At 38.0% G+C, this 19,097-nt stretch carries 16 protein-coding genes and 1 riboswitch; of the genes, 5 read left to right on the top strand and 11 right to left on the bottom strand.

Annotated elements, in window-relative coordinates; all coding sequences use genetic code 11:
- Positions 1 to 271: 271 nt before the first annotated feature.
- The 6 genes from CAO17_RS18170 to CAO17_RS18145 all read right to left on the bottom strand — a co-directional run bounded on the left by CAO17_RS18170 (position 272) and on the right by CAO17_RS18145 (position 6,450).
- On the bottom strand, positions 272 to 1,027 hold the full coding sequence (locus CAO17_RS18170; RefSeq protein ID WP_085993970.1) for an AAA family ATPase: 756 nt from the start codon (positions 1,025 to 1,027) through the stop codon (positions 272 to 274).
- Between the two features lie 35 nt (positions 1,028 to 1,062).
- Positions 1,063 to 1,470: a hypothetical protein gene (locus CAO17_RS18165; protein WP_085993969.1), complete on the bottom strand. Its 408-nt coding sequence runs from the start codon at positions 1,468 to 1,470 to the stop codon at positions 1,063 to 1,065.
- Positions 1,471 to 1,968: 498 nt separating this feature from the next.
- Complete coding sequence (locus CAO17_RS18160) at positions 1,969 to 2,832, bottom strand: glycerophosphodiester phosphodiesterase (protein WP_085993968.1); 864 nt, start codon at positions 2,830 to 2,832, stop codon at positions 1,969 to 1,971.
- Positions 2,833 to 3,043: 211 nt separating this feature from the next.
- Positions 3,044 to 3,382: a DUF779 domain-containing protein gene (locus tag CAO17_RS18155; RefSeq protein ID WP_085993967.1), complete on the bottom strand. Its 339-nt coding sequence runs from the start codon at positions 3,380 to 3,382 to the stop codon at positions 3,044 to 3,046.
- Positions 3,383 to 3,403: 21 nt separating this feature from the next.
- On the bottom strand, positions 3,404 to 4,924 hold the full coding sequence (gene exaC, locus CAO17_RS18150) for an acetaldehyde dehydrogenase ExaC (RefSeq protein WP_085993966.1): 1,521 nt from the start codon (positions 4,922 to 4,924) through the stop codon (positions 3,404 to 3,406).
- Positions 4,925 to 5,223: 299 nt separating this feature from the next.
- Complete coding sequence (locus CAO17_RS18145; RefSeq protein ID WP_085993965.1) at positions 5,224 to 6,450, bottom strand: aminopeptidase; 1,227 nt, start codon at positions 6,448 to 6,450, stop codon at positions 5,224 to 5,226.
- A gap of 230 nt (positions 6,451 to 6,680) precedes the next feature.
- On the opposite strand from CAO17_RS18145, the gene CAO17_RS18140 reads away from it, so the two are divergent.
- On the top strand, positions 6,681 to 7,013 hold the full coding sequence (locus tag CAO17_RS18140) for a winged helix-turn-helix transcriptional regulator (RefSeq protein WP_085993964.1): 333 nt from the start codon (positions 6,681 to 6,683) through the stop codon (positions 7,011 to 7,013).
- 199 nt (positions 7,014 to 7,212) lie between these two features.
- Here the strand turns inward: CAO17_RS18140 and CAO17_RS18135 are convergent, their stop codons facing one another.
- The 5 genes from CAO17_RS18135 to CAO17_RS18120 all read right to left on the bottom strand — a co-directional run bounded on the left by CAO17_RS18135 (position 7,213) and on the right by CAO17_RS18120 (position 12,513).
- Positions 7,213 to 7,713 carry an acyl-CoA thioesterase gene (locus CAO17_RS18135; protein ID WP_085993963.1) on the bottom strand — a complete coding sequence of 167 codons (501 nt, stop codon included), beginning with the start codon at positions 7,711 to 7,713 and terminating at the stop codon, positions 7,213 to 7,215.
- Positions 7,714 to 7,731: 18 nt separating this feature from the next.
- A complete protein-coding gene (gene cls / locus CAO17_RS18130) occupies positions 7,732 to 9,180 on the bottom strand; it encodes a cardiolipin synthase (RefSeq protein ID WP_085993962.1) in 1,449 nt (482 codons plus the stop codon).
- Positions 9,181 to 9,514: 334 nt separating this feature from the next.
- Positions 9,515 to 10,699, bottom strand: coding sequence for a methionine gamma-lyase (gene megL / locus CAO17_RS18125; RefSeq protein WP_143833778.1), 1,185 nt, complete (start codon positions 10,697 to 10,699; stop codon positions 9,515 to 9,517).
- A gap of 178 nt (positions 10,700 to 10,877) precedes the next feature.
- Complete coding sequence (locus CAO17_RS21470) at positions 10,878 to 11,030, bottom strand: hypothetical protein (protein WP_218775575.1); 153 nt, start codon at positions 11,028 to 11,030, stop codon at positions 10,878 to 10,880.
- Positions 11,031 to 11,121: 91 nt separating this feature from the next.
- Positions 11,122 to 12,513: an alanine/glycine:cation symporter family protein gene (locus CAO17_RS18120; RefSeq protein WP_085993961.1), complete on the bottom strand. Its 1,392-nt coding sequence runs from the start codon at positions 12,511 to 12,513 to the stop codon at positions 11,122 to 11,124.
- 382 nt (positions 12,514 to 12,895) lie between these two features.
- A riboswitch (SAM riboswitch) is annotated at positions 12,896 to 13,008 on the top strand.
- Positions 13,009 to 13,116: 108 nt separating this feature from the next.
- On the opposite strand from CAO17_RS18120, the gene CAO17_RS18115 reads away from it, so the two are divergent.
- From CAO17_RS18115 to CAO17_RS18100, 4 genes are all read left to right on the top strand, one after another.
- A complete protein-coding gene (locus tag CAO17_RS18115) occupies positions 13,117 to 14,832 on the top strand; it encodes a PLP-dependent aspartate aminotransferase family protein (RefSeq protein ID WP_085993960.1) in 1,716 nt (571 codons plus the stop codon).
- Between the two features lie 536 nt (positions 14,833 to 15,368).
- On the top strand, positions 15,369 to 16,286 hold the full coding sequence (locus tag CAO17_RS18110; RefSeq protein ID WP_085993959.1) for an SGNH/GDSL hydrolase family protein: 918 nt from the start codon (positions 15,369 to 15,371) through the stop codon (positions 16,284 to 16,286).
- Between the two features lie 5 nt (positions 16,287 to 16,291).
- Positions 16,292 to 16,930, top strand: coding sequence for a YpmS family protein (locus tag CAO17_RS18105; RefSeq protein ID WP_085993958.1), 639 nt, complete (start codon positions 16,292 to 16,294; stop codon positions 16,928 to 16,930).
- 432 nt (positions 16,931 to 17,362) lie between these two features.
- On the top strand, positions 17,363 to 18,985 hold the full coding sequence (locus CAO17_RS18100; protein ID WP_085993957.1) for an ABC-F family ATP-binding cassette domain-containing protein: 1,623 nt from the start codon (positions 17,363 to 17,365) through the stop codon (positions 18,983 to 18,985).
- The last annotated feature ends 112 nt before the right edge of the window (positions 18,986 to 19,097 follow it).

Raw genomic sequence — 19,097 nt, 5'->3', positions numbered from 1 at the left:
CTGATTTATCGGCATTCATTCCGGGTTATCGGCGATCCTCCTGATTTATCGGCATTCATTCCGGGTTATCGGCACTCCTTCTAGTTTATCAGCGCTCCTCCTGATTTATCGGCATTCATTCCGGGTTATCGGCGATCCTCCTCGTTTATCGGCATTCATTCCGGGTTATCGGCACTCCTTCTAGTTTATCAGCGCTCCTCCTGATTTATCGGCATTCATTCCGGGTTATCGGCGATCCTCCTCGTTTATCAGCGGTCTCATTGCGGTCCAACTATTGAAATAAATGATGCAACAGTCTGTCTTTATCTTCAAAAAACTGCTTCATGATTGAATAATGATGGGTATCCTCCAACCTAACTTCCTGCATTCCATTTTCCGTCAGTTCAATAATGTTTGCATCTGGATGTGCCATAATGATTGGGGAGTGCGTGGAAATGATAAACTGTGATCCCTGGTGGATAAGTTCATTTATTCGTGATAGCATGGACAATTGTCTCAATGGTGATAAAGCTGCTTCTGGCTCATCTAAAATATACAGACCATTCCCCTGAAAACGCTTTGTAAATGTTGCAAAAAAAGATTCCCCATGCGACTGTTCATGCAGAGATTTCCCACCATAGGAATCAATAACTTTCCCTCCATATGACAGCACTTGATCCATTTCTTCTATATTTGTTGCAACATTATAAAATGTCTCAGCCCGAAAGAAAAAGTGATCCCTTGCACGATTGATCCCCTTCACTAAACGAAGATATTGATCGAGATTAGAATGAGTATCATAGGTTGCAAAATTAAAGTTCAATGTGCCACCTTCTGGATTAAATCCAAATTCGATCGCAATCCCCTCAAGCAAGGTTGACTTCCCCATGCCATTCTCGCCTATAATATATGTAATATTAGGGTGAAATTGGATTTCTTTAAAATTCCTTATCACTGGGAGATGAAAAGGAAATGTATCAAATGAGGAAATTTGCTCTCTCTTCAATCTAACTGCCCTTATGTATTGACTATCTCGATTCAACTTCATAATTTTCCCCTACCTTTTTTAGAAAATCATTATACTTACCCTTTGATTCCTTCTTTGTAATGGGACAACCAACGAATAGCAAAATAACCAATTGGCGAAACAATAAAAGCAGCTCCTAGTGAATATAGAATATTGAATAGAATAATCGCATCCCAGTTAAGGCCACCTCCAGGATTACCTGAGACAGCCCTCGCCTCAAAGTAATTTTTTATACCAAAGGATAATAATCCAATTACAAATAAAGCTAGAGATGCCGTTAACCAGTGTTTCATTTTTGTTGACTTCGAATTTGTTTGAAACGTTACAAGGCTAAAAACCAGAATAGAAGGAAGGATGCTTATTAAAAACACCGGTACAAAAGGTATGTACGGTATTAAACTGATGATAAAAGAACCAATAAACGACACAATGATCCCTATGGTCATTCCAATCACAAACAACATTTCACAACACTCCACAATGCTTTTTTCCTAATGGCTGATTTTCTATAGTATGTATATTACAAGAATCGCACATATCCGAAAACTTCGAAGCGGTGGTTTCCGCTTTGGAGACTGAAGCCGTTCCCCTGAAAAGCGACTGTCCGGAGCGGAAATCAACATGCGCACCGTACAAAAACTGCCATTCTCATAGATTTATCCTGTTACATAACCAATTATATTAAAATTGTACCTAAAAGTTACTAGAATATAAAGACGCTCTTTCTTATATAAGTACCGACTGGGGACATAGCTATTTTTTTTATTCGATGCCATGGAGCTAGCTAACGGAGAAATGTAAAAAGAAAACATTAGCTCATGAAACAAACAATTGTCGAAATAAACCATAATTTCCCGCAACATTTCCCGGGAAATGTCGAATAAAAAGGGACACACCATATATTCGAAATAAGAAAAGGTAGAGGACTCTTCCACGAGCTCTCTACCTAATCAATGATTCTATTAATTATTTTTTACCGGATGGTAGTAGACATGTTCCGTATAATCTGTAATAATTCCATCTACATTTAAATCAAATAAATGGAAAGCTTGTTCTTGTGACCTAGAAGTGTATGGGTAAATTTCCATTCCTGCTTCATGAACATCACTTACGAGCTCATCCGTGACAATGTTCATATTTGGATTAAAATAATCAGCATACATAGCAAACTCAGATAATTGTTCTTCCGTTACATTTTTCCAGCTTGTTCCGGCTAAAACGCCATGTGGAAGATTTGGTAATAGTTCTTTAGATTTTTCCATGGATTCATGGTTAAAGGACTGGATAATGATTTTCTCATTATTCGATTGATGCATATTTCTCTCCTTCAAAGCCTCCGCAATTTTCTTTTCTATTCCAGGATAAAGTTCTGGTGCTTTCAATTCTATTAAAATACCAACTTTTCCACGAAATGCATCTAATACCTCTTCAAAAGTAGGAACTTTTTCACCAGCATAGGATTCACTAAACCAGCTACCAGCATCTAATTGTCTTATTTCCTCTAACGTCAAATCACCCACATATCCAGTACCATTTGTTGTACGATCTACAGTGGTGTCGTGAATAACGACAAGCTCTCCATCTTTCGTCATTTGAACATCAATTTCAACATAGTCCGCCTTCATTTCAAATCCTTTTTGAAAAGCCGCCATCGTATTCTCTGGGGCATGACCTGATGCACCACGATGCGCAACATTTACCATCTTTTGCTGTTCCTGTTTCGATATCTCTTTCCCTACTTCTCCGTGTTCGGCAGCAAGTGCAGATCCAGTAAAGGATGTCATCGCAATACTAATCCCCGCTAAAATAGGAATCATTCGTTTCATCTAACCACTCCTTATGTATTGTTAACTCTATTATAAGAAGTCAATATAAAGAAGAGATTAATAAACTATTAAAATGATATAAGGAAATATACGTACAATTTCCTATAACGATAGTAGGAATGTTTGGAGGAAATAGAACAGAAATAGCCTTTCAGCTTGGTATGGCAAAATAAGAATGCCAGTCCCTACAAAAGAGACTGGCATTATCGTACTATTCTTCTTTATTCAAGATCCGAAAGTTCGTTACAAAATGCTTTTGTTCCACGCTATCGAGTGAAAATGCTGGTCCTTGACCATCTTGAGCATCAAGAACAAGCTGTGTATGCTCCAAATAATCGTATTGGCTTTGATGCATATAGAAAGGGGTACCCCCTACAGAGCCTAAATAGACATCCGAATCCCCTAACTTAAAATCATCCTCTCGATAACACATTGGCGCAGATCCATCACAACAACCAGCAGATTGATAGAACATGATAGACCCATGTCTACCTTTAATTAAATCCACTAAATCAAGCGCTGCATCTGTTGCAACAACATGTTCTGCCATGTAACATTCTCTCCTTTCGAATTAGAAGAATCCTTGGGCTTTTCTATCATAACTTACTAATAGGTTTTTCGTTTGTTGGTAATGATCAAGCATCATTGCGTGGTTTTCGCGCCCTACACCAGATAGTTTGTATCCACCGAATGCAGCACCTGCAGGATATTGATGGTACGTGTTAGTCCAAACACGACCAGCTTCAATGCCACGACCAGCACGGTATGCAATATCACCACTACGAGACCATACACCAGCACCTAAACCGTATAGGGTGTCATTTGCGATTTCCATCGCTTCATCAAAGTCTTTGAACGTAGTAACCGCAAGTACAGGACCAAAGATTTCCTCTTGGAAGATACGCATTTTATTATTACCCTTGAATACAGTAGGTTGGATGTAGTTACCATCTTCTAGTTCGCCACCAAGATGATTTTCTTCACCACCAATTAGTAATTCAGCACCTTCCTCTTTACCTAGCTTGATATAAGAAAGGATTTTTTCTTGTTGTTGCGTAGATGCTTGTGCACCCATCATAACCTCTGTATCTAGTGGATTACCTACTTTAATATTTTTAACTCTTTCTAACGCACGTTCCATGAATTCGTCATAAATAGATTCTTGGATCAATGCACGAGATGGACAAGTACAAATCTCACCAGAGTTTAATGCAAACATAACAAATCCTTCTATTGCTTTGTCTAAAAATTCATCGTCCCCATCCATAACATCCTCAAAGAATACGTTCGGTGATTTACCACCAAGTTCTAATGTTACAGGAATAATATTTTCGGTTGCATATTGCATAATTTGACGCCCAACAGCTGTCGAACCAGTAAAAGCAACTTTGGCAATACGTGGGTTGGTTGCAAGTGGTTTCCCTACTTCCACACCATAACCGTTTACAATGTTAAGAACACCTGCCGGAAGTAAATCTTGAATCAACTCAGCTACTACCAGAATAGAGGCAGGAGTTTGTTCTGCTGGTTTCAATACAATACAGTTCCCTGCAGCTAATGCCGGTGCAATTTTCCACGCTGCCATTAAAATCGGGAAGTTCCATGGAATAATTTGCCCAACAACCCCTAGTGGCTCTTGGAAATGATAGGCAACCGTATCATTATCTAATTGGGTTGTCCGACCTTCTTGTGAACGAATGGCACTTGCAAAATAACGGAAATGGTCAATGGCTAATGGAATGTCCGCATTTAATGTTTCCCGTACCGCTTTCCCATTGTCCCAAGTTTCAGCAACAGCAATCATTTCTAAGTTTTCTTCTATACGATCGGCAATTTTATTTAATATACGAGCACGCTCTGCGGCTGATGTTTTACCCCAAGCATCTTTTGCTGCATGTGCTGCGTCTAATGCTAATTCAATATCTTCTTCAGATGAACGAGCTGCTTTTGTAAAAACTTGACCAGTAACTGGAGTCTTAACGTCGAAATATTCCCCTTTTACTGGTGCTACCCACTCACCGCCAATAAAGTTATCATATTTTTCTCTGAAGTTTATAAGTGCATCTTCTGTATTTGGATTTGCATAGATCATGTAAAATCCCCCTATTTCGTAATTAGAGTATATTATTATATAAGCGCTCCCATTCCACTCATCACTATTTGTATGCGTTTACATTAACTAGTATACTACTTTTCTTAAAAATATCAAGGAAACTGTTCTTATTCATAGTCCAATAGGAACATAACGGTTTATAGCATTCTAGTTTTAGTATGATAAAGCATTGATTTAGGATTGCAATGGTATAGAAACTTTTCTGTATTCCATAACAACAATCGTTTAGAATATGTAAAAAGACTGTCCTAAATCAATGAAAGGACAGTCTTTTCTCCTTACACCCATGTTCCATTACGAAATACAGGTTCCGTTGTATCGTCAGCTTTTACACCGTCAATATCCAATTTTTCCGAACCAATCATAAAGTCAACGTGGATTAAGCTGTCATTTACGCCATGCTTATCTAATTCTTCTTCTGACATAGATGAACCATTTTCTATATTGGTTGGATATGCTTTCCCTAGGGCAATATGACAGGATGCATTTTCATCAAACAGGGTATTATAGAAAATTAAGCCTGATTGGGATACTGGTGATTCATGTGGTACGAGTGCCACTTCTCCTAATCGCTTTGCACCTTCATCCGATTCAAGTAAATGTTTTAACACTTCTTCCCCTTGCTCTGCTTGAAAATCAACCACTTTCCCATCTTTAAAGGTTAGGCTAAAGTTATCAATGACGCTACCACCATAATTTAATGGCTTCGTACTTGATACGGTTCCATTTACCCCATACTTATGCGGCATAGAGAAAACTTCCTCTGTCGGCATATTGGGATTAAACGTTACACCAGATTCATTTACAGCTGAGCCACCCTTCCAAATATGTCCTTCAGGAAGTTCCAGTTCTAAATCTGTTCCAGGAGCTTTGAATATAAGTTTTTTATAATTCTTTTCATTTAGCTCTTCCCGCTTTGCCTTTAATGTTGCATTATGTTCATCCCATGCAGCAATTGGATCTTCTTTATCCACACGAACAATTTTTAGAATAGCATCCCACAGGTTCTCGATTGCATCTTCACGTGATTGATTCGGGAAGATTTTCTGTGCCCAATCCCCTGATGGAATAGAAATAATGGACCATGCAATTTTATCGTTCATCGTATATTTACGGAAGTTTTTCATGGCTTCACCAGCGGCTTTATTTGCTAAAGCAACACGCTTTGGATCAATATTTTGTAATAAATCTGGATTCGTGGAGCGAATGCTCAGCACACAAGCTCCATCTTCTGCATACATATCGTGAAGTTTTACACGCCATTCTGGGAAATTACCGATTACTTCATCTGGAGCATTTTCGTATTTGAGTAGCGTTAATTCATCATCTGTCCAGTTAATATGTACATCCTTCGCACCCATCTCATATGCTTTTCTCGCAACGATTCTTGTAAAATCCGCACCATCAATTGGTGCATTTATCATTATAGCTTGATTTTTTTGTAGATTGACCCCCGTCTTTAATGCAAGCTCTGCATATTTTTCAAGTGATTTTTGATTTACCATAATTAACCCTCCAATAATCCAAAAGTTTCATACCACTATAATTATTCCACAAACGTGAAGAAATTACCAAAAAAGGTAGTTACTATAACCCATTGCCTATCTCATGTCATCAAATCATCACCCCAATTCTATTTACTCAAGAGTTGGAATTTGATAAGATAATATATAGTTACTTTTGGTAATTACTAATTTTTGTATAGATATTTTTATAAAAGAGTGAGGTGATCAGGATGGAGAAATTATGTCCACGATTTGAAAAAGCGATGGGTCTTCTTAGCACACGTTGGGTGGGACTTATTTTATTTGAGCTACTAGAAGGGACAAAACGTTTCTCTGAGATGGAATCGGATTTGCCTATTAGTGGAAGATTGCTCTCTGATCGACTAAAAATGCTCGAAAAAGAAGGAATTGTCGAACGGAATATCTACTCCGAATTTCCCGTGAGAATTGAATATTCTCTATCAGAAAAAGGCAAGGCATTAGAGCCCGTTATCAAAGAAATACAAAATTGGGCAGAGGATAATGTTACAATGGAAGAAGTTGAAGCAGAAAAAGTAAAATAAATAGAACTTATGAAGCTAAACGCCAGATTCATTCTGAGCGTTTTTTGTTTTGTTCTTTTTCATTCTAACCCGCTTCTTCGTTGAATCTTCCATTAATGAGGGGCATCATCCCCCACCTAAAATGCTGGGGGGATGACGGCCCCTTCACCTGTGATAAAAAGGAAAAAACTGCCCACCTCACATAGACAGTTTTTTCCTTCTAATTCATTCCAAATTCTTTTGCAAATTCCTTTGACCTTTTTCTTCTATCTTTTCGCTCTTGTGATCGCTTTGGCCCACTTTCGTATAACCTTTTTTCATGCTCTGTTTCTGGATATACGGGAGGAACAGGGATTGGGTTGCCATCGTTATCTACAGCGACAAAGGTTAGAAATGCGGTATTACACACTTGCTCCTCCCCTGTTATCAAATCTTCTGTAACAACCTTTACGAATACCTCCATGGAAGTGTTATGGGTCCATGTAACGAACGCTTCAATACATATCGATTGCCCCAATTTTACGGGAGATAAAAAGTCAACGGAATCTGTTGAAGCTGTAACAACTAACTCTCTCGCATGCCTAATTGCTGCAATGGATGCAATTTCATCAATATCTGCAAGAAGCCTCCCCCCGAAGAGGGTGCCATGATTATTCGTATCTGGTGGTAGAACAAGTGTTGTCTTTACTGCTCTTGATTCTGAACAAGGCTTTGCTTCCATATTACATATCCTCCTGTGTCATAGTACCGGTGAAATCAGTCGGGATATAGACTCTTTAAAACGAATCCCGACTGTGCGTTTGTCATATAATTTCTTCGTCATTTGCGTCGATAGCTTCACATCCTCATTAAAGGCCTGCACCAAATCCATCGATATTTTCTCATTGTATAAAAAGGCATTCACTTCAAAATTCAAACGAAAACTTCGCACATCAATATTTGCTGTTCCTACAGATGCAATTTCACCATCCACTACAATGGTTTTTGCATGCAAGAAACCATTTTGATAAACATACACTTCCGCTCCAGCAGCAAGTAAATCACCACAATAAGATAATGTTGCCCAATAGACAAATGGATGATCTGGCTTGTTGGGAATCATCAACTTTACCTTAACCCCTGAGAAAACAGCTATCCGTAATGCATCCAGAAGGCTTTCATCCGGGATAAAATAAGGGGTTTGAATATAGATGTACTCCTTCGCTGACATAATCATTTTGATATAGCCATATTTAATCTGTTCCCACTTTGAATCCGGTCCGCTCGATACAATCTGCATGCCCACATTTCCACTTGGCTTGGCATTATAAAGACGTTCCTCATATAAAATATCATTCCTAGAAGCTTGGTTCCAATCTAATATAAATCTAGTTTGCATATTATGAACGGCATGTCCTGTAACACGGAGATGTGTATCTCGCCAGTAACCGAACTTCTTATTTTTTCCTAGGTATTCGTCTCCAATATTAAATCCACCAATATAACCTATTTCTCCATCAATGATAGCTAATTTCCGGTGATTTCTATAATTGATTTCTAAGTTAATATTTAAAATACTAGATGGAAAGAAAGCCTCTATTTCAACTCCAGCATTACGTAACCTTTTAATGTAACGCTTTTTTAAGGTACGTGAGCCCATATCATCAAATAGAACGCGAACCTCTACACCTTGTTTGGATTTTCTTCTTAGAACATCAGCAATACGCTGGCCCAACTCATCATGCTTGAGAATATAATATAGCAGATGAATATGGTTTTTTGCCTGTTCCATATCACGAATCAATGCGTCAAATTTTTCCCGACCATCTGTAAAAATATCTATATGGTTATTTTGTGTAAAAATCGCCTCATCATTCCGCAAATGTAAATAGATTAATGTCTCATAATCATCCATCGGCTGGCCCCGATCACGAAAATTAAATTCGTCCTCATTTAAGGCCTTCATCTGCATTTGCACTTGCCTTGTTACTTCTTGACGACTTTTTTTATCCCAAGTAAATATTCGCTTCTTATTAATAGGCCTGCCAAAAATTAAATAAAGAGCAAATCCCAGAATAGGTATAAATAACAGAACCATTAGCCAAGCCCAGGTTGCCGTAGCATTTTTCCTCTCGAGAAACACAATAGAAATACCTAAGATAATATTTGTCACAAGAACAAATCCTAATAAATATGTCAGTATTCCCATTGTTTTACTCCTTTCCGATCACTAGAAAAACACATTAAAAATAATACTATCCTTAATATAGCACAAGAAAAAAATTCCTGTTAGCAACAACATTTGAATGTATTATTCCTTGGACTTTCTCCTGTATATCCTTTAACAAAAAGCGGTATATTATCAAATAAGGTAAATCTTCAATAGTGGGGGGACTCTCATTCCCACCTAAAATGGTTTGTTTTTCCTCTTTTTTGAGGTGAGGTATGACGGTCCCTTAAACTAAGATAAAACTATCCTCCTAGTCTATTCCCTTTTCTCTGTTTTTCTATACCGGTTCCCCAGACAAGCTTAACGAAAGAGATTATATCTGATCTAAAGATTGCTCCAAGTCCTTCCATATATCCTCCCACGCTTCTAAACCGACAGATAAGCGAATCAATTGATCGGTAATCCCCATTTTCCTACGTGATTCTTCAGGCACGACAGCATGAGTCATGGTCGCCGGATGCTCAATTAATGTCTCTGCATCCCCAAGACTTACAGCAAGCTTAATAAAGGAAAGCCGGTTTAAAAAACGCTGTGCATCTTGTTTTGTCCCTTTAATCTCAAAGGAAATCATTCCGCCCCCTTTCTTCATTTGCTTTTTCCCCGTATGATAATCGGGATTGTTCACATCATGTGGATAATAAATATGGTTTACCTTTGGATGATCGTTTAAGAAGGTCAACAGTTTTTCCGCATTATCACAATGTCGATCCATACGAATCGGGAGAGTCTTTAGCCCACGTATTAACAGCCACGCATCAAAGGGTGACATGACTCCACCCATATCCTTTTGTGTAGTCATGGCCACTTTCCCAAGAAAATCTCTCTTCCCAATCGCAAGTCCACCAATAACATCCCCATGACCACCGATATACTTTGTTGCACTGTGAATAACAACATCACATCCCAAGTCAAGCGGCTTCTGTAAGTAGGGTGAGGAAAACGTATTATCCACAACAACAGGAATACCTTTTTCTTTCGCAACCTCTGCAACCATTTTTAAGTCCACTAATTGCATGGTTGGATTAATTGGGGTTTCCACGTAAATAACCGTCGTTTCTGGCTTTATGCTAGCACGAACCTCTTCTTTTGTTTTCATATCAGAAAAGTCGAGGGATATATTATATTTTTCCTTCATCATTGATAATAATCCAAATGTACATCCATATAATCCAGAGGAACAGAGAATATGATCATTTGCCTTTGTTAAAGCAACTAAAACAGCAGAAATCGCAGCCATCCCTGAACCAAAAGCCAACCCTTTTTCCCCATTTTCTAGTGCTGCCATTTTTTCCTCAAGGATGGTTATGGTCGGATTCCCCAATCTTGAATACATATAACCTTCTTCTTCCCCACGAAACCTTCGTTCCCCTTGCTCAGCAGAATCAAATGTATACGTCGACGTCTGAAATATCGGAGGGGTCAAACTACCAAGCATTTTTCGGTCATCATAACCATCATGAATCACAGCTGTTTCAAAACGCTTAAACTTTCCAGACATATCATGATTCCTCCCCATCAAGTGAATGTTCAATCAGCAGGGCCCCATCCCCACTTAAAATGATTTGTTTATCCTCCATTTTCGGGGTGTGTCCCTAGACCTGCAATAAAATGAGTCTTCTACCCATAACTAGTATATGTAACTGATTGGGCAACATTGATGGCATTTTCAGAATACCTTAGGAATCTACTACATCACATTTCATTGCATTTACTTTCATGAATCCATATGTCAAACGTACAGTTAGACATCTAGCTAATAGAAAAGAGTGGATCATCACAATATTAAAATCAAAACTTCCTTCTTTATTCCTATTAAAAAACGAACCCATTCGCACCTTTATACGCGAATAGGTTCGTTTTCCTTATCCTTCAGTTGTATCTATTTCCTTTAGTGCATCCTAACAAATTTTGATAATCTATTTAACTTAACTGATTCTTTTCTACTGGATTTGCAAAGAACTTCTCTGTTTCGCGTTTAATCACTTTATACAGCAGTAATAATCCAATCAAGTTCGGTATAATCATCAGTCCGTTTGTCAGATTAGCTATCGTCCACATAAGTGATAAATCGGCTACTGAACCCAAATAAGTACATGCAAGATAAATCACACCATAAAGGGAAATATATTTTAGACCAAATAAATATTCAAAGCATTTCGCTCCATAGACATACCAGCCGATAATCGTGGAAAATCCGAAGAAAATAACGGAAACCGATACGATATACTCGCCTAGTACCCCAAGCACTGATCCAAATGCAGCACTCGTTAATGCACCCGCTTCAAGGTTTGGATTATGCTCTACTCCAGAAATAAGTCCTCCCGAAGGATCCCAGAAACCAGTTATGATTAGTACAAGTCCCGTCATCGTACAAATAATAATTGTTACAATGAAAACACCTGTCATAGCAACAAGTCCTTGTTTTACTGGATGAGTTGTCTTCGCATTACCAGCAATTAGTGCGACGGTACCAAGACCCGCTTCGTTTGAGAATATCCCTTTGGATACCCCTTGCTGAATTGCCTGACTAACAACAAAACCTGTAAAGCCACCTGCTGCAGATACAGGAGTAAAGGCATGTGTGAAAATCAACTCAAATGCCGGAAGAATTTGATCATAGTTTATCACTAAGACTAAAAGAGCACCAACAATATATAATAGAGCTAAAAACGGTACAAATACACCCGCAACATTACTAATACGTTTCAAACCACCAAAAATGATAAGTGCAGTCAGTACAACAAGTATTATACCTGTCACCCAACCAGTGACATGGAAACTGTTATCCATTACGTCTGCAATGGTATTTGACTGCACACCATTCCCCGTTCCAAGTGCAGCAATTGCTGCAAAAATGGCGAATGCTGCAGCTAACGGTTTCCACTTTTTTCCAATCCCGCGTTCGATATAATACATTGGCCCACTGGAATACTCACCATTCTCATTTTTCACCCGGTAAATTTGCGCGAGCAATGCCTCTGAATATTTGGTTGCCATTCCAAGCAAGCCGACAACCCACATCCAAAAGAGTGCTCCCGGTCCACCAAGTGTAATAGCGGTTGCTATTCCGGCAATGTTACCGTTACCAATCATTCCAGCAAGCGATGTCATCAGCGCTTTAAAATTACTGACATCCCCTTCTGCACTAGAATCTTCCTTATCCGGAACAAAAGCAAGCTTCATAGCATAAAACAGCTTCCTAAAGGGCATCCCCTTTAAAATAATGGTTAAAAAGAGGCCTGTCCCAACAAGCAATATTAAGCTGGGCGCTCCCCAAAGAAAATCGTTTATCTTATTTATTATTTCTACCATTGTTCCTATCCCCCAAGTCTTTTAATAAGATACGATTAAATAGATGAAAACGCTTTTAAAAAACAACTTCATCAAAATGTACAGGTTAAAAGATAATTGTGTAACGCCTTTCATTAGTTTACACCTATTGCTATCTTTTATTAAAACAATCTGAAAGAGATCACTGTACAACATAATACTAAATAATTCTACAAATTTCGTCAATAACATAATGAATATACGCAAATTTCCCATTAGGTAATATTTTCTGGTATTTTATTCCATGACATACTTGACTTATATGAAGGTGCTAATGTTTCCTTTAGAAAAAGTTGAGGAATTATTTGATAAAATTAGTTGACAAATAAAATTCTGACGACTATACTGAGTTTAACTTAATAATCTCTTATCAAGAGCGGTGGAGGGAATAGGCCCTGTGAAACCCGGCAACCTGAAGGCAGTGTTTGCTTTTTCCGGTGCTAAATCCTACAGATCTTATGATTTGGAAGATAAGAGGAGGTCCGGCTACATATCAAAGCCCTCTTCTCTTATGAAGAGGGCTTTTCTTATCTCCGCTTCCAGATACATAATCATATCTATTTAAAATTTAAGGAGGAATTTTTCATGTCTGATTTCCATTTGCAAAATCCAGAAACACAATTACTACACGCTGGTCAAGAAGTTGACCCCACAACAGGTTCACGTGCGGTTCCAATCTATCAAACTACTTCTTATGTTTTCCGTGATACAGAACATGCACAAAACCTTTTCGGGCTTGCTGAACCAGGAAACATCTACTCTCGTATAATGAATCCAACGTTAGATGCACTGGAACAACGAATTGCTACATTAGAAGATGGTGTTGGTGCACTTGCTACCTCATCTGGAATGGCAGCTATTACACTTTCCATCCTAAACCTAGCAGGTACAGGAGACGAAATTATTGCAGATAGTAATCTTTACGGTGGAACCTATAACCTTTTTGCTAACACGCTTCCAAAATACGGCATTACCGTTAAATTTGTTGATGGTACAAAACCAGAGGAAATCAGTAAAGCTATTACCGATAAAACAAAGGCAATTTTTGGTGAAATTATTACAAACCCAAGCTTAAATGTATTTGATGTTGAAGCTGTTGCTGAAGTGGCACACGAAAACGGAATTCCACTTATTATCGACAATACATTTGCAACACCATATGTGACAAAACCACTTACATGGGGTGCAGATATTGTTGTTCATTCTGCTACGAAATGGATTGGTGGACATGGAACAACAATTGGTGGTCTTGTTGTCGACGGCGGGCGCTTCAATTGGGGTAATGGAAGATTCCCGGGATTTACCGAACCTGATGAAAGCTATGCCGGTCTAAAATATGTTGACCTTGGTCCAGCAGCATTTATTACAAAATTACGTGTCCAATTGCTACGTGACATCGGTGCATGCTTGAGTCCACAAAATGCTTTCCTATTATTACAAGGATTAGAAACATTGCACTTGCGTATTACAAGACATAATGAAAATGCTGTTAAAGTAGTAAACTTTCTGAAAGAACATCCTGCTGTTGAATGGGTGAACTTCCCAGGATTAGAAGAACATCCTTCCCATGAAGTTGCTAAAAAATACTTTAAAGAAGGATACGGATCTATTATTACCTTTGGAATTAAAGGTGGACGTGATGCAGGAAGGAAACTTATCGATAACATTACACTATGGTCTCATGTGGCAAATGTTGGGGATGCGAAATCCTTAATCATCCACCCTGCTTCTACTACACACCAACAATTAGGTGAAGAGGACTTGAAGAAGAGTGGTGTAACAGAAGAGCTTGTTCGACTTTCTATCGGTCTTGAATCAACAGATGATATTCTAGCTGATTTAGATCAAGCCATTGCTAAAGCTACAGGAGAAGCACCTGTTATAAAAGAAACGGAAGAAGACGCAATTAAATGGCTTCTTTCTTCCCCATTTGACCGTGCTGGGGGCGTTAGAAAGAAAGTAATCGCAAGCACTGGTTCTACTTGTGAATCAGCGAAGAAATTAGAAGCTTTAGGATTTGAACTTGTACCGTTCGGTGAAGGTCAAAAATATAATGAACTAACAGATATCCCTGGTAATATTGATGCCGTTTGGATCAATGGAGAAGCATTACCAACATCTACTATTGAACAGGTAATCAATAAACAAGGAAAAATCCTTTGGGTAGAAAATGCAGATTCTGCCGATTCAACAGTCGAAAACGCAAAAGCGGCAGGAATCACTGTTATCACAGGTAAAAACCCATTTGAAGAAGCAGATCGATTAAGAGGGAACAAAACAACAGAAGCTGCTTTCGTTTAAACACAATAAAAAGGATGTGAGCATAAGCTTACATCCTTTTTATTATCTACTTTTGTCATATAGAATGCGCAATAACCTGTAGAACAATAATGTTTGTTGGTGCACGTTGATTTCCACTGCGAGCAGTCGCGGACCTTAGGGCACGGCTTCAGCCTCCGTATTGGAAGACCACCGCTCCGTAGTCTTTAGACACGTGCTATTCCCATAGGACAAGCCTCGGCGAGACTACGAAGAGCGATAGCTCGAAGTAGGCTCAGCAGCGCCCACGGAAAGCGTAGTGTATTTCCGCAGCGGTATATTTGCTCAAATGACAGCCTACGTCTCATCAACTTAAAAGCGTAACTCCTACCTTATATGACAACCTGTTTACAATCCTACAACAACGTTTAACTTTTTATTTTAATGATTATAATATTAGGGTATATTTAATATGAGGGAAAGTTTGTCATATACTAATAAAGAAGACCTATCTCTGTACGTGGATATTTGACTCACCTAGCCATAATATATAGTAAACCAGTATAGGTGTGATACACATGAAAAAAACATATTTCTATACTATATTTGGCACTATTTTATTGGGAATTGCAATGATTTCTATAATTTTTCCAATGGAAGGCCCAGATAAAATGGAATCCCGCCCAGCTTTATTAAAGGAAACGAAACTAGAAGAATTACAACAAATAGAAGTAAGTGAGAACGGCAAAGAAACAAAAGAACCTACTGAGAAGGAAGTTCAGCCCAGCGACCCTAAAGAACTCCCTGAGAGAATTGCTGAAACAGTTCAAGGAACGATGGCATTTTTCCAGAACAATTATCCTATTCATATTGTTGCTGTTGGTGACTCCCTCACCCAAGGGGTTGGAGACACTACCAATCAAGGTGGATATGTTGGTATCCTAGAAAGAACGATTAATACAGAAGATAAGAAGGTTGCTCATTTTGAAAATTTCGGTAAACGAGGATCGCGTTCAGAGCAACTGCTAGAACGCCTAAACCTAGATGAGGTTTCTTCCGCTATTTCTAAAGCGGATATTATTTTAATTACTATTGGTGCAAATGATATTATGCAAGTCGCAAAAGAAAACTTCATGAATTTAACGCTTAATGACTTTATCGAACAGAGAGTACATTATGAAAATAACCTAAAACAGATTATGAGGAAAATAAAAGGACACAACCCAGATGCAACTATCTATCTCATTGGTTTTTACAATCCATTCGAGAAATACTTTCAGGATATTAAGGAATTAAATATGATTGTAAATGCGTACAACGGTACAACGAAAGCCATTGCAGATGAAAATGATAATGTAGAATTTATTCCTACACTGGATTTATTTCAAGATAAGGATATAAACTTATTTGCCGAGGATAACTTTCATCCTAATTACCAAGGCTATCACCTGATTGCAGAGCGTGTACTGAACTATATTACAAATGAAGAGAGTTGAGGGAAGTGACCGCTCACGAAGAAAAAAGAAAGAGGAAAAATAAATGGAGAGGCTTATTTTATAGTTTACTAGGTTTCAATATAATAGTAATCATCGTTCTTGCTACCCTTCTGTTTTGGCCTGTTTCAGAACGGGAAATAATCCCAAATCAAAAACCAAACACAGAAGGAAGCTCTGAATTTGTAGTTCGAACAACGAAACAAAATTTAAATGAACTCGTAAACGCCTACCTTCAAGAAATGCTACAAGGGTCGAAACATCATTACTCCATATCTTTAGAGGACGATGTTCATTTGATGGGGGAATTACCAGCCTTTTCTACTACGGTTCCCCTATCAGTACATTTGGAACCACTGGTATTGGACAACGGTGATATTATTTTAAAACAACGTTCCATTTCCATTGGTTTATTAGAATTGCCAAATCAAAAAATCATGGAATACATGGATAAATACTTAGATATGCCAGAATGGGTGACCATTAATCCAAAAGAGGAAGAAATCTATGTGGCTGTTACAGAAATGGAAATGAAAAGCAATTTTAAAGTTTCCGTGGAGCATATTGACCTCGAGGCTAACCATCTAGCATTCCGTATCCAAATCCCCTATAAACGATTAGGTATCGATACATTAAAGCTAGATTAATATAATCATAATCCATTCAGCGAGGGACATAAAACCTCGCTGAATTTAGCCCCACATCTCTATAAGTCTTTTATCGCAGGTTAAGAGGGCAGCCATACCACCATCCCAAAAATCGAGATAAAACGGATCATTTTAGTTGGAGGCTAAAAAAAACCGCTGAATGAAGATTCCCTTTATGCTCCTATTAATCATTTACTTTCAACATCCTCGTTTGGAAATTCCTGTTATATAATATATGATGTTTCTTTATTGACGTATTCTTATAAATAACGTAAGCTAGCTTTGATTACTTATTTTTACATTTAAAATTTAGATAAAGGGAATCGCCAAAAATAAAATTCTAAAATTTTTTTAAGTATAAAAATAACTACACTTTCGCTCAAATTGGAAGGCGAATAGTATATTTCTAAAAATTGGAGGAAATAAGAATACATGATTACGGTTACGAATGTCGGGTTACGTTATGGTGATAAGAAGTTATTTGAAGACGTCAATTTAAAGTTTACCCCTGGAAACTGCTATGGAGTGATTGGTGCAAATGGCGCCGGTAAGTCAACCTTTTTAAAAATATTATCCGGTGAAATCGAAGCCCAATCCGGAAATGTCTCCCTAACCCCAGGTGAACGAATTGCTGTATTAAAACAGGACCACTTCGCTTATGAAGAGCACCCTGTTATAGAAACAGTCCTCATGGGGCATGAACGTTTATATAAAGTAAAACAAGAAAAAGACGCAATCTACATGAAGGCAGATTTCTCTGAAGAGGATGGCATGCGTGCTGCAGAGCTTGAAGGAGAGTTTGCCGAAATGAATGGATGGGAAGCAGAATCAGATGCTGCTGTTCTATTAAAAGGACTTGGAATTGATGAATCCCTACATTCTGTTCTCATGTCAGAGTTAACCGAAGACCAAAAGGTAAAAGTCTTATTAGCACAAGCACTATTTGGAAATCCAGATATTCTTCTAATGGACGAGCCGACAAACGGTTTGGACATTCAAGCCATTCAATGGCTAGAAGAGTTCTTAATCAACTTTGAAAATACCGTCATTGTTGTTTCCCATGATCGTCACTTCCTAAATAAAGTGTGTACGCACATTGCGGATGTTGACTATGGAAAAATTGAGATTTATGTAGGAAACTATGATTTCTGGTATGAGTCTAGTCAGCTTGCTACGAAAATGGCACAAGAAGCTAATAAGAAAAAGGAAGATAAAATTAAGGAATTACAAAACTTTATTGCCCGATTCAGTGCAAATGCATCCAAATCAAAACAAGCAACTTCTCGTAAAAAAATGCTGGATAATATTACGTTAGATGATATTAAACCATCCTCTCGTAAATATCCATATATTGCTTTTTCTCCGGAAAGAGAAATTGGGAATGATTTATTACGAGTAGAAGGCTTAACAAAAACGATTGGTGACAAGAAAGTATTGGATAATGTAAGCTTCACCCTCAATAAAGATGATAAAGTAGCATTTGTTGGTGGAGATGATATCGCAAAAACAACTTTATTTAAAATTCTAATGGGTGAAATCGAGCCTGATGCTGGATCGTATAAATGGGGAGTCACCACTTCACAATCCTATTTTCCAAGGGATAACTCCGAGTACTTTGAAAATAGTGATTTGACACTGGTGGATTGGCTTCGTCAATTCTCACCAGAAGATGAAACAGAAACCTTCTTACGTGGCTTTTTAGGAAGAATGTTGTTCTCCGGAGAGCAGGCATTAAAGAAAGCAAATGTTCTTTCTGGTGGAGAAAAGGTTCGTTGCATGCTCTCAAAAATGATGTTATCGAACGCTAACGTATTAATACTTGATGAGCCGACCAACCACTTGGATTTAGAGTCTATCCAATCTTTAAATAATGGACTTATCAAATTCAAGGGATCGATTCTATTTACATCACATGACCATCAATTTATTAATAGTATCGCAAATCGACTCATTGAAATTACACCAAATGGCATTATAGATAAAGAAATGAGTTATGACGAATACGTACAAGATCGTGATTTGCAAAACCAAATTAAAGAAATGTATGTAAGCTAAGATTTTATCTATTGCACCCCTAGTAGAATGGGGGTGCTTTTTATTTGGATTACAAAGAGAGATTTGGTGTTCACTAAATGGAATGTTGTATGTTCCTCTCTATCTATCGTTT

Source organism: Oceanobacillus senegalensis (assembly GCF_900176885.1).
Lineage (GTDB): Bacteria > Bacillota > Bacilli > Bacillales > Amphibacillaceae > Oceanobacillus > Oceanobacillus senegalensis.
The sequence above is the reverse complement of the archived record's forward strand: the minus strand, read 5'-3'. Positions and strand labels throughout refer to the sequence as shown.

Coding starts and splice junctions, on each gene's coding strand:
- CAO17_RS18110 (WP_085993959.1), top strand. CDS start 15,369: ATGAAAAAAACATATTTCTATACTATATTTGGCACTATTTTATTGGGA.
- CAO17_RS18170 (WP_085993970.1), bottom strand. CDS start 1,027: ATGAAGTTGAATCGAGATAGTCAATACATAAGGGCAGTTAGATTGAAG.
- CAO17_RS21470 (WP_218775575.1), bottom strand. CDS start 11,030: ATGGGTTCGTTTTTTAATAGGAATAAAGAAGGAAGTTTTGATTTTAAT.
- CAO17_RS18160 (WP_085993968.1), bottom strand. CDS start 2,832: ATGAAACGAATGATTCCTATTTTAGCGGGGATTAGTATTGCGATGACA.
- CAO17_RS18135 (WP_085993963.1), bottom strand. CDS start 7,713: ATGGAAGCAAAGCCTTGTTCAGAATCAAGAGCAGTAAAGACAACACTT.
- CAO17_RS18100 (WP_085993957.1), top strand. CDS start 17,363: ATGATTACGGTTACGAATGTCGGGTTACGTTATGGTGATAAGAAGTTA.
- CAO17_RS18155 (WP_085993967.1), bottom strand. CDS start 3,382: ATGGCAGAACATGTTGTTGCAACAGATGCAGCGCTTGATTTAGTGGAT.
- megL (WP_143833778.1), bottom strand. CDS start 10,699: ATGTCTGGAAAGTTTAAGCGTTTTGAAACAGCTGTGATTCATGATGGT.
- CAO17_RS18165 (WP_085993969.1), bottom strand. CDS start 1,470: ATGTTGTTTGTGATTGGAATGACCATAGGGATCATTGTGTCGTTTATT.
- exaC (WP_085993966.1), bottom strand. CDS start 4,924: ATGATCTATGCAAATCCAAATACAGAAGATGCACTTATAAACTTCAGA.
- CAO17_RS18140 (WP_085993964.1), top strand. CDS start 6,681: ATGGAGAAATTATGTCCACGATTTGAAAAAGCGATGGGTCTTCTTAGC.
- cls (WP_085993962.1), bottom strand. CDS start 9,180: ATGGGAATACTGACATATTTATTAGGATTTGTTCTTGTGACAAATATT.
- CAO17_RS18120 (WP_085993961.1), bottom strand. CDS start 12,513: ATGGTAGAAATAATAAATAAGATAAACGATTTTCTTTGGGGAGCGCCC.
- CAO17_RS18115 (WP_085993960.1), top strand. CDS start 13,117: ATGTCTGATTTCCATTTGCAAAATCCAGAAACACAATTACTACACGCT.
- CAO17_RS18145 (WP_085993965.1), bottom strand. CDS start 6,450: ATGGTAAATCAAAAATCACTTGAAAAATATGCAGAGCTTGCATTAAAG.